The sequence below is a fragment of the Isoptericola sp. NPDC057559 genome (assembly GCF_042801555.1).
Taxonomy (GTDB): Bacteria; Actinomycetota; Actinomycetes; order Actinomycetales; family Cellulomonadaceae; genus Isoptericola.
This window is the reverse complement of sequence record NZ_JBHVFQ010000002.1, coordinates 396989-410297: the sequence shown is the minus strand read 5'-3', so window position 1 is coordinate 410297 and position 13309 is coordinate 396989. Positions and strand designations below refer to the sequence as shown.

The 13309-nt window shown below is 73.0% G+C and carries 9 protein-coding genes; 1 reads left to right on the top strand and 8 read right to left on the bottom strand.

The features are described 5' to 3' along the window. Positions 1–64 precede the first annotated feature (64 nt). The 3 genes from topA to ACFU5J_RS04845 form a co-directional block, all read right to left on the bottom strand. Positions 65–2824 carry a type I DNA topoisomerase gene (gene topA, locus ACFU5J_RS04855; protein WP_430574249.1) on the bottom strand — a complete coding sequence of 920 codons (2760 nt, stop codon included), beginning with the start codon at positions 2822–2824 and terminating at the stop codon, positions 65–67. A 123-nt stretch (positions 2825–2947) separates the two neighbouring features. Continuing rightward, on the bottom strand, positions 2948–3931 hold the full coding sequence (locus ACFU5J_RS04850) for a phosphatase PAP2 family protein (protein ID WP_430578006.1): 984 nt from the start codon (positions 3929–3931) through the stop codon (positions 2948–2950). A gap of 119 nt (positions 3932–4050) precedes the next feature. After that, the gene (locus ACFU5J_RS04845) at positions 4051–5667 is read right to left on the bottom strand and encodes a hypothetical protein (protein ID WP_430578005.1); all 1617 of its coding nucleotides are present in this window, start codon (positions 5665–5667) and stop codon (positions 4051–4053) included. 223 nt (positions 5668–5890) lie between these two features. On the opposite strand from ACFU5J_RS04845, the gene ACFU5J_RS04840 reads away from it, so the two are divergent. Next, positions 5891–7333: an MFS transporter gene (locus tag ACFU5J_RS04840; RefSeq protein ID WP_430578004.1), complete on the top strand. Its 1443-nt coding sequence runs from the start codon at positions 5891–5893 to the stop codon at positions 7331–7333. A 75-nt stretch (positions 7334–7408) separates the two neighbouring features. On the opposite strand, the gene ACFU5J_RS04835 is transcribed toward ACFU5J_RS04840, so the two are convergent. From ACFU5J_RS04835 to ACFU5J_RS04815, 5 genes are read right to left on the bottom strand one after another with little or no spacing between them, the layout of a single operon-like run. Continuing rightward, entirely contained in the window at positions 7409–8446 is a 1038-nt protein-coding gene (locus ACFU5J_RS04835; RefSeq protein ID WP_430578003.1) for an ABC transporter ATP-binding protein, read from the bottom strand. Next, the gene (locus ACFU5J_RS04830) at positions 8443–9501 is read right to left on the bottom strand and encodes an ABC transporter permease (protein WP_430578002.1); all 1059 of its coding nucleotides are present in this window, start codon (positions 9499–9501) and stop codon (positions 8443–8445) included. Before ACFU5J_RS04830 ends, ACFU5J_RS04835 begins: the two co-directional genes overlap by 4 nt. A gap of 1 nt (position 9502) precedes the next feature. After that, positions 9503–10483, bottom strand: a complete 981-nt coding sequence (locus tag ACFU5J_RS04825) for an ABC transporter permease (protein ID WP_430574243.1) — start codon at positions 10481–10483, stop codon at positions 9503–9505. Beyond that, complete coding sequence (locus ACFU5J_RS04820) at positions 10480–11580, bottom strand: ABC transporter ATP-binding protein (RefSeq protein WP_430578001.1); 1101 nt, start codon at positions 11578–11580, stop codon at positions 10480–10482. Before ACFU5J_RS04820 ends, ACFU5J_RS04825 begins: the two co-directional genes overlap by 4 nt. Next, the gene (locus ACFU5J_RS04815; RefSeq protein ID WP_430578000.1) at positions 11580–13262 is read right to left on the bottom strand and encodes an ABC transporter substrate-binding protein; all 1683 of its coding nucleotides are present in this window, start codon (positions 13260–13262) and stop codon (positions 11580–11582) included. Before ACFU5J_RS04815 ends, ACFU5J_RS04820 begins: the two co-directional genes overlap by 1 nt. Positions 13263–13309: the final 47 nt, after the last annotated feature.

Genomic DNA, 13309 nt, shown 5'->3' with positions numbered 1-13309 from the left:
CCGCTCATGACGGAGGGGACCGTCCGTGACCGGACGGTCCCCTCTGTCGCGCCGCGGCCGCGCGCTACTTCTTGGCGGTCGACTTCTTCGCCGCGGGCTTCTTCGCCGCGGTCGACTTGGTGGCCGTCGTGCGACGCTTCTTGGCCGGGCCCGCGGCACGCTTCTCGGCCAGCAGCTCGATCGCCCGCTCGGGCGTGATGCTCTCCGGCGTGAGGTCCCGCGGCAGCGTCCGGTTCGTCTCGCCGTCGGTGACGTAGGCGCCGAACCGGCCGTCCTTGACGACGATCGGCTTGCCGCTGGTCGGGTCGTCGCCCAGCTCGCGCAGCGGCGGGGTCGCCGCACGGGCCCCGCGGCCCCGCTTGGGCTCGGCGTAGATCTTCAGCGCCTCGTCCAGCGTGATCGTGAAGAGCTGCTCCTCCGACGCGATGGTCCGCGAGTCCGTGCCCTTCTTGAGGTACGGCCCGTAGCGGCCGTTCTGCGCGGTGATCTCGTCGCCCGACTCCGGGTCGGTGCCCACCACACGCGGCAGCGACAGCAGCTTGAGCGCGTCGTCGAGGGTCACCGTCTCCAGGGACATGTCCTTGAACAGCGACGCCGTCCGGGGCTTCGGCTGCGCCGCCTTCGCGCGCTTCTGGGCCGCGGCCGACAGGCTCGGGTCGATCTCCGGCAGGTCCAGCACCTCGGTGACGAACGGCCCGTACCGGCCCGACTTGGCGATGATCGCGTTGCCCGACACCGGGTCGGTGCCGAGCTGCTTGCCGTCGTCGGCGCCCGCGGCCAGCAGCTCGCGCGCCATGGCGACCGTCAGCTCGTCGGGGGCCACGTCCTCCGGGATCGACGCGCGCGGCGGGCTCTGGCCCTCCTCGACCTCGGCGCCCAGGTCCTCGACGTACGGGCCGTACCGGCCGACGCGCACGCGGATGCCCTCGCCGATCTCGACGGAGTTGATCGCCACCGGGTCGATCTCGCCGAGGTTCTCCACCAGCTCGTGCAGGCCCCAGCCGGTGCTCTCGCCCGAGCCGTCGCCGAAGTAGAAGCGCGTCAGCCAGGCCACGCGGTCCCGGCTGCCCGACGCGATCTGGTCGAGGTCGGCCTCCATCTCGGCCGTGAAGTCGTAGTCCACCAGCCAGCGGAAGTGCTCCTCGAGCAGCTTCACGACGGCGAACGCGAGCCACGTCGGCACCAGCGCCTGGCCCTTGGTGCGCACGTAGCCGCGGTCCTGGACGGTCGAGATCGTCGCGGCGTACGTCGACGGCCGGCCGATGCCCAGCTCCTCGAGCGCCTTGATCAGCGACGCCTCGGTGAAGCGGGCGGGCGGCGTGGTCGAGTGCCCGTCCGCGGCGAGGTCGTCGCCGCGCAGCGCGTCGCCCTCGGCCATGCGGGGCAGGCGCGCGTCCTTGGCCGACGCGGCGCCCTGGTCGCCCTCGGCGACGTCCGTCCCCTCCTCGTACGCGGCGAGGAAGCCGCGGAACGTGATGACGGTGCCCGACGCCGAGAAGACCGCGTCGCGGCCCGCGAGCTCGCCCGCGGCGTCGGCCAGCGGCGCCGCGACGCGCACGGACGCCGTCGACCCCTTGGCGTCGGCCATCTGCGAGGCCACGGTGCGCTTCCAGATCAGCTCGTACAGCTTGAACTGGTCGCCGGAGATCTCGCGGGCCACCTGCGCGGGCGTGCGGAACGAGTCGCCCGCCGGGCGGATCGCCTCGTGCGCCTCCTGGGCGCCCTTGTTCTTGGGGGCGTACAGCCGCGGCGGGCCCGGCACGTACTCCGGGCCGTACAGCTCCGCCGCCTGCCGGCGCGCGGCGTCCGTCGCCTCCGCGGACAGCGACGGCGAGTCGGTCCGCATATAGGTGATGTAGCCGTTCTCGTACAGCCCCTGCGCGGTGCGCATCGTCTGCCGCGAGCTCATGCGCAGCTTGCGGCCCGCCTCCTGCTGCAGCGTCGAGGTGGTGAACGGTGCCGCCGGCTTGCGCGAGTACGGCTTGGTCTCCAGCGAGCGGACCGCGAACGCGGCGTCCGCGAGCCCGGCGACGACGGCGTTCGCCGACGCCTCGTCGAGCTGGACGACGCCGGTGCGGACCTTGAGCCGCCCGCGGTCGTCGAAGTCGCGGCCCGCGGCGACCCGGTCGGCCCCGAGGCCGGTGAGGCGGGCGCGGAACGCCTGCCCCGCGTCGTCGCCCCCGGTGGGCGCGAACTGCCCGGTGACGTCCCAGTAGTCGGCGGGGACGAACGCCATGCGCTCGCGCTCGCGCTCCACGACGAGGCGCGTGGCGACCGACTGCACCCGGCCCGCCGAGAGGCCCTGGCGCACCTTGCGCCACAGCACCGGCGAGACCTCGTAGCCGTACAGGCGGTCGAGGATGCGGCGGGTCTCCTGCGCGTCGACGAGGTCCTCGTCGAGCTCGCGGGTGTTCTCCAGCGCCCGCAGGATCGCCTCGCGGGTGATCTCGTGGAAGACCATCCGCTTGACCGGGACCTTGGGCTTGAGCTCCTGGATGAGGTGCCAGGCGATGGCCTCGCCCTCGCGGTCCTCATCGGTGGCGAGGTAGAGCTCGTCCGCCTCCTTGAGGGCCTTCTTCAGCTCGCGGACCTTCTGCTTCTTGTCCGCGTGGACCTCGTAGTAGGGGTCGAACCCGTTGTCGACGTCGACGGCGAACTTGCCGTACGGGCCCTTCTTCATCTCCGCGGGCAGGTCCCGCGGCTGGGGCAGGTCACGGATGTGCCCGACGCTCGCCTCGACCTCGAAGTCGTCGCCGAGGTAGCCCTGGATCTTGCGAGCCTTGGTGGGCGACTCGACGATCACGAGCTTGCGTGGCTGGGGCATCCGTTCCTGCTTTCCCTGGTGCTGCGGTGCTGGCGGCGATGCTGGGCGGCGGCCCGCCGACCGGTCATGTCACGGTACGACATCCGCTCGTCACTTCCCCGACACGGGCCGTCGGGCGGCACTCTACCGAGACGTGCGGCGAGGCTGCGCGGTGAGCTGGCGCAGCAGGAGGAGCGCGGCGAACGCCGCGGCGGTCACGGCGAGGGCGCCCAGGGCGCCCGCCGCGTAGGCGGTGAGGTCGGGCGAGAGGGGCACCGGGTCCCCGCTGCGCACGAGGCCGACGAGCGTCGCGCCGGAGATCAGGGCCCCGGCCAGCGACCCGAGCAGCAGCAGCCCCGCGACGACGTACGAACCCGGCGCCGAGTACGACTCTCCCCTGCGGCGCAGCTCGTCGGTGGACGACGCCGGCGTGAGGGCGCACACCAGCGCGCCCCACGCGAGCACGACGAGCACCGCGGCCACGACGTCGGACGGGCGGTGCCACTGGCCGACGAGCGTCGAGACGCCCGTCGCCCCCGTGTACGCCGCGCCCAGCAGGGCGACGACGGCACGCCACGCGCGCGGCGTGACGAGCAGCAGCGCGACGGACACCGACGCGGCGACCGTGGTGTGCCCGCTGGGCAGCGTGTTGGGCCCGGTCCAGCCGTCGAGCAGCTCGGGCCGGCCGAGGATCCCGTGCTTGAGCACCTGCGTGGTGATGTTGGCGCCCGCCACGAGGACGACGACCTGCAGCGCGAGCACCCACCGCTTGCGGAGCACGGCGACCAGCACCGCGACCCCGACGCCCGCGACGACGAACGCCACGGACACGACGTCGAGCACGGGCTCGGCCACCTGCCAGAGCCGGCCCTGGCCGTGGGTGGCGCCGAAGAACGCGAGCTCGTCCACCCGCTGCCCCGCCGCCGTGCCGACGAAGAACCGCCACACGAGCCAGACGCCGACCGCCGCGAGCAGCGCGACGACGGCGGCCACGACGCGCGGCGCCGTCCGCGTCCTCGGCTTGGGCCGCTCCCCGCGCCACGCGCCGACCCGGAGGATCGGCGCGCCGACTCCCGCCGTCCCCTGCGAGGGGGTCGGCGGCGTCTGGGGGCGCGTCGCGGTGAGCACGGGACCACGCTACCCACTGCGGTGTGTCGGAAACGTATGCGCGACGTGGGGAGCTCTCCCCGCTCCCGCGCAGGCCTGCACCGCCGGGCCTCCGCGTGAGCGCGTGATCGGTCGGGTTCCTACGGCGCGTGGTGCCTCAGGGTGATCGTGTTGGAGAAGACCGACCGGACGTTGGGGTCCCTGGGGATGTACTCGAGCTTGACGTAGGTCTTTCCCGAAACGGCGTCCGTGATCCCCAGGACGTGCCCGGGCACGCGGATCGTCCGTTTCCCGTCCGTGACCCGCCACGTCCAGTTGGACCAGCAGCCGATCCACCGGTCATCGAAGAGGTGCGAGTCACGCGACCAGACGCACAGTCTGCCCCGCTCCGGAAGCCCCGCGGTGCGGACGGTGACCGTCGCCCCGACCGAGCGGGTCGCGGACCAGTCGTTCGGGAACGAGGTGCGGTTCATGCGGAACGTGACCCGGGGCCGCGCCTGGGCGACCTTCTGAGTCCAGCCGCGCTGCGACCTCTCGAACATGGACGGCCCGACGTACTTGACCACCATGCGGTGCTTCCCCGCGGAGGCCCTCGTCGCCGGGACGTACAGGGACGCCCTCCCTCTCGCGAGCGTGGCGGAGCGCACCTTGTGATCGTTCCACCACAGCTCGACCCGGCCCGTCGGCGTCGCGTCGGGCGACGAAACCGTCACCGCCACCCGGCGCGCCCTGCCGTACGTCCATGTCTTCGCGGTCGACACGGCGACGGACGTGGCGCGAGGACGCACGACGATCGCAGCCGACCACAGCCTCGCGGCGAACTCCAGGGAGCCATCGAACCTGACGACCAGACGCGCCTGGCCCAGGCCGAGCCTGCTCGCGGGCAACCGGAAGGTCGCCCGTCCGTCGACAAGGACGGCCGACGTCAGGGCCTTCTCGCCGGTGCCGAGCGTGACGAACACCCGCCCCGCGGGCGTTCCCAGCGCGGAGGTGACGCGCACCGGCACGACGACGTCCGACCCGTAGCGGACCGAGGACGGCGCCGACGCCTTGAGCGTGACCGGCTTGCTCCTGGCCGACGCCCACCACGCCCAGCTCGACACGACGGAGCCCGCGACCGTCGTGTGCACGAACCGGAGGCGCCCGTGGACCTGCTCCGTCCCGTCGAGACCGAACGTGGCGACACCGTCCACCAGCGGCGCCGACCGCTCGACGCCCCCGCCGAAGTCGACGGCCACCATGCCCTCCCGCGGCTCGTCGGTGCCGTTGAGGTCGAAGCGGAGCTCGTGATCGTCGCCGTAATACCACGACGTCGCGCTCAGGACGGGGGTCGCGGGGTCGGCGACCTCGATCACGACCGATCCCGTCGACCGGACGGGGTACTGCCCGGTGGCCGGATCGACGGCCGAGGACGTGTCGATGTGCTGGACGACGACCGGTTGCTGGCCGGGCCGAATGCGGTCGCTCGGGATCGTGATCGTGGCCCGCCCGTCCGTCAGGGGGGCTCGCCAAAGGGTCGAGATCTGGCCGTCGTCCGACCAGGACACCTCCCCGACGCCCGGCGCGCCGTCCTGGGTCACGCTCACCTCGAGAGTGATGTCCTGCCCCACCCACCAGCGCTGCTCGGTGGGGGTGACGACGATCGTGTCCTCGCCCGCGTCGTCGGCCGCCGCGGGGACCACGAGCCCCGTCGAGACCAGGGCGAGCGTGAGCGCCGCCCCGACCGCCGCCATCCAACGCCGCACTCCAGCGCCCATGCGCCACCGCCCTCTCCGTCGAGACTGCGTGCAACATAGCGGCTGGTCAGAGCCGGGACCAGACCTCGCGGGCCACGTCGTCCCCTCGACCGCGCACACCGGTCTTCACCAACCCCTTGCATACCCCCCGGGGGTAGGTTACGTTCCCCGTCATACCCCGCCGAGGTATCTAGCCCAGCCCTTCAGGCACGGCCGCCACGGCCCGAGCCGGAAACGGAACCTCATGTCCACCACCGCACGCGGCGGGGCTCTCGCGCTCATCGCCGCCGCGCAGTTCATGGTCATCATGGACACCTCGATCATCGGGGTCGCCCTCCCCCGCATCCAGGACGACCTCGGGTTCTCCCAGGGCAACCTCTCCTGGGTCTTCAACGCGTACGTCGTGGCGTTCGGCGGCCTCCTGCTGCTCGGCGGTCGGCTGTCCGACCTGTTCGGCGCGCGGCGGCTCTTCACGCTCGGCTGGGTGGTGCTGCTCGCGGGCTCGGTCCTCGCGGGCGCGGCCGGGTCGGTCGCCGCCGAGCTCACCGGCCGCGCGGTCCAGGGCGTCGGCGCGGCGATGATCGCGCCCGCCGCGCTCACCCTCCTCATGACCGTCTTCGGGTCCAGCCCGCGCGAGCTCACCAGGGCGCTCGCCGTCTACGGCGCCGCGGCCCCCGCCGGTGGCACCGCCGGCGTCTTCCTCGGCGGCCTGATCACGCAGTACCTCAGCTGGCCGTGGGTGTTCTGGCTCAACGTGCCGGTGGCCCTCGCCGTCCTGCTGCTCACCCCGCGCCTGCTCCCCGCCGCCCGCACGGGCGCCTCCGGCTCCGTCGACCTGGTCGGCGCGCTCACCGTCACCGCAGGTCTCGGCGCCCTCGTCTACGGCGTCGTCCGCGCGCCGGAGGTCGGCTGGGCCGCCCCGCAGACCTGGCTGGTGCTGGGCGGGGCCGCGGTGCTCCTGGTCCTGTTCGTCGTGAGCCAGGCCGTGCGGCGCGAGCCCCTGGTGCCGCTGCGCATCTTCCGCACCCCGCGGCTCGGCGCGGCGAACCTCGCCCAGCTGCTGCTCGGCGCCGCGTGGATCCCGATGTGGTTCTTCCTCAACCTCTACCTGCAGCAGGTGCTCGGGTTCGACGCCTTCGCCTCGGGCGCCGCGCTCGTGCCCATGACGGCGCTGATCATGCTCGGCATGGTGGTGCTGGCGCCGCGCGTCATCGCCCGGTTCGGCACCACCGCCACCACCGTGACCGGCCTCGTCCTGCTGGCCGCCGGGCTCGGCTGGCTGGCGCTGGTGCGCCCCGACGGCAGCTACGTCGTCGACGTCCTGCCCGCGACGCTCGTCGCCGCCCTCGGCATGTCCCTGGCGTTCATCCCGTCGCTCGGCACCGCCATCTCCAGCGCGGCGCCGTCCGAGGGCGGGCTGGCCTCCGGCATCGTCAACACGAGCTACCAGGTGGGCTCGGCCCTCGGCCTCGCGGCGATGACGGCCGTCGGCGCCGCGGCCGGCGCGACCGCCCTCGGCGACGTCGTCGCCCTCACCGACGGGTTCTCCGCCGTGTTCGTCGGCGCGGCCGTGATCGCGCTGGTGGGCGCCGTGCTCAGCGCCGTCCTGCTCGGCCGGGACCCGCAGGCGCCCGCCGCCGGCGGGGCGGACGCCGCCGCCACGACGGTCGGGGCGGAGGCACGCTGAGCGCCGTCCCCTTCAAGCACGGGATCCGTGTCGCCACGAGGTCGTTCGGCGATACGGATCCCGTGCTCGAAGGGGTCAGCGGGCGAGCTCCGGCGGCAGGCCGACGCCCGAGCCCGCGGCGACGAGCCCGGCGTCGTGCAGGTGGCACGCGACGCGCCGCTCCTCGCCCGTGCGGGGCGGGCCCAGCACCGGCCGCACGTCCCGGCACACGTCCATCGCGTGCGGGCAGCGCGGCGCGAACGGGCAGCCCGCGCCGAGCCGCTGCAGGTCCGGCGGGGCGCCGGGGATGCCCGACAGCTCGCGGCGCGGGCCGTGCAGCGGCGGGAAGGAGCTCAGCAGCCCCGCGGAGTACGGGTGCCGCGGGCGGCGGTAGACCTCCTGCGCCGTGGCCTCCTCGACGATCTCCCCCGCGTACATGATCGCGATGCGGTCGGCGACCTCCACCAGCAGGGACACGTCGTGGGTGATGAGCACGACGGAGAACCCCAGCCGGTCGCGCAGCTCCATGATCTGCTCGAGGATCTGGCGCTGCATGACGACGTCGAGCGCCGTCGTCGGCTCGTCCATGAGCAGCACCTGCGGCTCCAGGGCGAGCGCCATCGCGATCATCACGCGCTGGCGCATGCCGCCCGACAGCTGGTGCGGGTACGCCCGGAGCCGGTCCGCGGAGATGCCGACCATCTCCAGCAGCTCCGCGGCGCGCGCGTCCAGGTCCCGCGCCGAGAGGCCGGGCCGGTGGGCGCGGATACCGTCGGTGAGCTGGCGCCCGATCCGGAACACCGGGTTGAGCGAGCTCATCGCGCCCTGGAACACGATGGCGACGTCGCGCCAGCGGGCGGCGCGCAGCTGCGCGTCGGTGAGGCCGAGCACGTCGCTGCGCCGCCCCTCACGGTCGGTGAGCCACACCTCGCCGCCCGTGACGAGGCCGGGCGGGGGCAGCAGCCGGGTCGCGGCGTAGGCGAGGGTCGACTTGCCGCAGCCCGACTCCCCCGCCAGCCCCAGCACCTCGCCGCGGTGCAGGGTGAGGTCGACGCCGCGCAGCACGTGCGTCGGGTCGTCGCCGAAGCCGTAGTCCACGCGCAGGTCGCGGATCTCCAGCACGGGCTCGCTCATCGTTCCTCCTCGGTGTGCGGTGCCTGGTGCAGTGCGGTGCGCTCGACGTCGCGCGCCCCGGCTCCCGTCGGCCTCACCACCGGGGTGAAGCCGACGCGCGGGCGGATGCCGCGGCGGCGCAGGGTGCGCGCGTGCATGCCGGTGCTGCGCAGGCGCGGGTTGACCAGCTCGTCGATGCCGAAGTTGATCAGGGTGAGCGCCATGCCCAGCAGGGCGATGCACAGGCCGGCGGGCACGAACCACCACCAGGCGCCGCGCTGCAGCGCCAGGTTGTTCTGCGCCCAGAACAGGATGGTGCCCCAGTTCCACTCGCTCACCGGCGTGATGCCGATGAACGCGAGCGTCACCTGGCTCAGCACGGCGAACGTCACCGTGCCGACGAAGCCCGCGGCGATGATCGCCGTGAGGTTGGGCAGCACCTCGGCCAGGACGATCCGCCAGGTGCGCTCGCCGGTGGCGCGCGCCGCCTCGACGAAGTCCCGCTTGCGCAGGGACAGGGTCTGGGCGCGCAGCACGCGCGCGCCCCACGCCCACCCCGTGACGCCGATGACGAGCGCCACCGTGATGCCGCCCGCGCTGGGCAGCTGGGCCGCGATGATGATGATCAGCGGCAGCTGCGGGATGACGAGGAAGACGTTCGACAGCGCGGACAGCCCCTCGTCGCCGATCCCGCCGACGAACCCGGCGGTGACCCCGACGAGCACGCCGAGCACGGTGGCCCCGAGCCCGGCGACCAGGCCCACGACCAGCACGCCCCGGGTCCCGACGATGATCTGCGACAGGATGTCCCGCCCGGTGTGGTCGGTGCCGAGCCAGTGCGCGCCGGACGGCGGCTGCAGCAGGGCGGTGCTCACCTGGTTCGGGTCGTAGGGCGCGATCCACGGCCCCACGACCGCGAGGATCCCGAAGAACACGAGGATCGCGATGCCGACCAGCGCCTTGGAGTTGCGCAGGAACAGCAGCCGCGGGCGCCGCCCGGGGCGCGCGACGCCGGGGCCGACGTCGTCCGCCCCGGTCGGGGCCGCGACCTCGATCGCGGTGGTTCCGGTGGCCATGTCAGCCCTCCTGCCGGGTGCGGGGGTCGAGCGCCGCGTACGCCAGGTCGGCCACGAGGTTGGCGACCAGCACGGACAGCGTGATGACGAGGAAGCAGCCCTGCATCAGCGGGTAGTCGTGGGTGGAGACGGCCTGGTAGAGCGTGTAGCCGATGCCCTGGTAGCTGAAGACCATCTCCATGACGAGCGTGCCGCCCACGACGAAGCCGAGGGCGAGGGCGAAGCTCGACACCTGCGGCAGGACGGCGTTGCGCGCGGCGTAGCCCACGACGACCGCCCGGGACGAGAGCCCCTTGGCGTGCGCGACGGTGACGAAGTCCTCGCTGGAGACGGTCACCATCATGTTGCGCATCCCGAGGATCCAGCCGGAGACCGACGACACGACGATCGTCAGGGCCGGCAGGGTGCCGTAGTAGATCACCGAGCCGACGAAGTCCCAGCTCAGCGACGGCACCATGCCGCGGTCGTAGCTGCCGTTGGACGGGAACCAGCCGAGGTTGACGGCGAACACGGCGATGGCGATGAGGCCCAGCCAGAAGTACGGCACCGCCGAGAAGAAGGTGGTGATCGGCAGCAGCGAGTCCGCCCAGGTGCCGCGCCGCCAGCCGATGCCGGTGCCCACGGCCGTGCCGAGGAGGAACGCGATGATCGTGGCGATGCCCACCAGGCCGACGGTCCACGGCAGCGCCTGCACGACGATCTCGGAGACCGGGGTCGGGAAGTGGGTGAAGCTCAGCCCCAGGTCGCCGTGCAGCAGCATCTGCCAGTAGTGCACGTACTGGTCCCACAGGGACATGTCCTGGTCGAGCCCGAACAGCACCCGCAGGGACTCCTCCGCGTTCGAGTCGATGCGGCCCTGCATGCGTCCCATGAGGGCGGTGACCGGGTCGCCCGGCAGCAGGCGCGGCACGAAGAAGTTGATGGTGATGGCGGCCCAGGCGGTGAACAGGTAGAAGAGCGCGCGGCGCAGCACGAACCTCATGCGTCCACCCCCGTCGACGTCAGTGCCGGGGCGTCGCCGCGGTCGGCGTACCCCCAGCAGGCGGCCTGCCGCGGCTCGCCCGCCGGCCCGCGGCCGACGTCGAGCAGGGGCGGCGCCTCGGTGCGGCACAGGTCGGTGGCGAACGGGCAGCGCGGGTGGAACCGGCAGCCGCTCGGCGGGGTCACGAGGCTGGGCGGCTCGCCGCGCGCGGCGCCGGCGGGCCGCTCGGTCAGGTCCTCCGGGTCGGGGGCGGACGCCAGGAGCAGCCGCGTGTACGGGTGCTTCGGGTCCTGCGTGACGGACTCGCTGTCCCCCGACTCCACGACCCGCCCGGCGTACATCACCAGCGTGGTGTCGGCGAAGTACCGCGCGGACGCGATGTCGTGGGTGATGTAGAGGATCGCCAGGTGCAGCCGGTCGCGCAGGTCGGCGAGCAGGTTGAGGATCCCGAGCCGGATGGACACGTCGAGCATCGAGATGGGCTCGTCGGCCAGCAGCACCTCGGGGTCCGCCGCGAGCGCCCGGGCGATGGCGATGCGCTGGCGCTGCCCGCCCGACAGCTCGTGCGGGTACTTGTCGACGTACCGCTCGGCGGGCGTGAGGTGCACGCGCTCGAGCAGCTCGGCGAGCGCCTGCTCCAGCTCGGGCCCCCGCAGCCGGCCGCGGTGGATCCGCAGGGCGCGCGTGAGCGTGTACCGCACGGGGTGCACGGGGTTCAGGGACGCGAAGGGGTCCTGGAAGATCATCTGGACCCGGTTGACGTAGCGCCGGAACGCGCGCCGGCCGCGGGCGCGCGCGTCGGCGCCGCCGAGCAGCAGGCGGCCGGCGGTGACGGGCTGCAGCTGGGCGAGCAGGCGCGCGACGGTCGACTTGCCGGAGCCGGACTCGCCGACGAGGGCGACGACGCGGCCGCGGTGCAGCGCGAGGTCCACGCCGTCGACGGCGTGCACGACGGCGCCGCGGCGGGTGCCGCCGCCCTTGACCGGGTAGTGCTTGGTGATCCCGACGGCCTCCAGCGCGGGCGCCCCGGGGTCGGGCTGGGGGGCCTCCCCCGGGGCGCCGGCGGGCGCCCCGGGGGAGGTGGTCTGGGCGGGCATCAGGACGCGGGCTCCAGGTTCATGACGATCTGCGCGGCCTGCACGCCGGTGGGCTGCGGCTGGTTGTACGGGTCGTCCTCGGACGGCCAGCCGGTGTAGTTCAGCGACGAGTACTGCGCGGTGGCCGGGCGCGACCAGATCGGGATGGCCGGCACCTGCTCGACGTAGACCTTCTGGATGGTCTCCAGCGCGGCGGCGCGGGCGGCGTCATCGGTGGCGGCGGCGTAGTCGGCGAACGCCTTCGTCGCGGCGTCGTCCTTGAACCGGCCGAAGTTCCACGTGGCCGGCTCGCCGAGCTTCTTGTACTGCGCGCCGTCGAACTGGTCGGCGTACATGTCCCACGGCGTCGCGCCGCCGTCGGTCCAGTGCAGGGAGGCCTGGAAGTCGCCCGGCGGGATGACGTCGGCGAACCAGCCGTCCTGGTTGACGGGCTTGACGGTGGCGTCGACGCCGAGCTTCGCGGCGGCGTTCTTGATGAGGTCGAGCGCGGTGAGGTAGTCGTTCCAGCCGGCCGGGTTGGTGAGCTCGAAGGTCACCTTCTCGCCGTCGGGGTCGACGAGCTTCTCGCCCTCCCACGTGTAGCCCGCGTCGGTGAGGACGGCCTTGGCGCCGTCCACGTCCACCGTGAGGTCCGTGTCCTTGTAGGTGTCGGAGAGGAACTCCTCGCCGGCGGGCAGCGGCAGGCCGGTGGCGTTCGTCAGCGGCGGGTTCACGCCGGAGGTGGCGACGTCCACCAGCTCCTGGCGGTCGACGACCATGTTGAGCGCCTTGCGGAACGCGACGTCGTCGAACGGCTTCTTCTCGTTGTTGAGGAAGAGCGCGTCGATGCCGAGGCCCGCGGCGGCGTACTGGTGGTAGTGCTCCGGGTCCTGGGCGATGTAGACGTTCTCGTAGTCGGCGATGAACGTCCAGCCCCACTGGGCCTCGCCGGTGGTGAGGGCCGTGGTGAGCGCGTTGTTGTCGTTGTACGACGAGTACCGGATCTCCGGCACCTTGGGCTGGCCGCCCCAGTAGTCGTCGCGCGCGACGACGGTCGCGGCCTGCGGCGTCCACGACTTCAGCGTGTAGGGGCCGGTGCCGACGGGCTCGGTGTTGGTGAACGTCGTCGGGTCGTCGACGTCCTTCCACAGGTGCTCGGGGACCATGAGCAGGTCGTACAGCTTGGACTGGTTGACGTACTGCGGGGCGGTGAACGACACGGTCACGGTGGACCCGTCGGTCTCGACCTTGTCGTACGGCAGCGCGGCGGCGTTGAGGCCGTCGTTGTCGATGCGCAGCTGGATCGAGAAGGCGACGTCCTTCGCGGTGAAGTCCTCGCCGTCGGACCAGGTCACGCCCGAGCGCGGCGTGATGACCGCCTGCGTGTAGTCCTCGTTCCACTCGATCTTGTCGGCCAGCCAGGGCTTCGGCTCCTCCGAGGGCTTGGCCTGGTTGCGCATCATGAGCGGCTCGTAGATGACGAACGCGTAGCCGAGCGAGAGCGCCGACGAGCCGGTGGCGAACGGCGACTGGTTCTCCGTCTGGACGCCGTTGGGCATGCCGACGGTGAGGGTCTCGGTGCCGACCCCGCCGGCCGAGGCGGAGGGGCTTCCGTCGCCGGTGCCGCCGCCGCCGCAGGCTGCGGCCAGCAGGGCGACGACCGCCGCGCCCGCGACCGCCGTGCTGAGCTTGCGGATTCTCACGGTGTGCCTCCTTGCACGTGCCCCGGCGAAGCGGGGCGGTTGGGAAT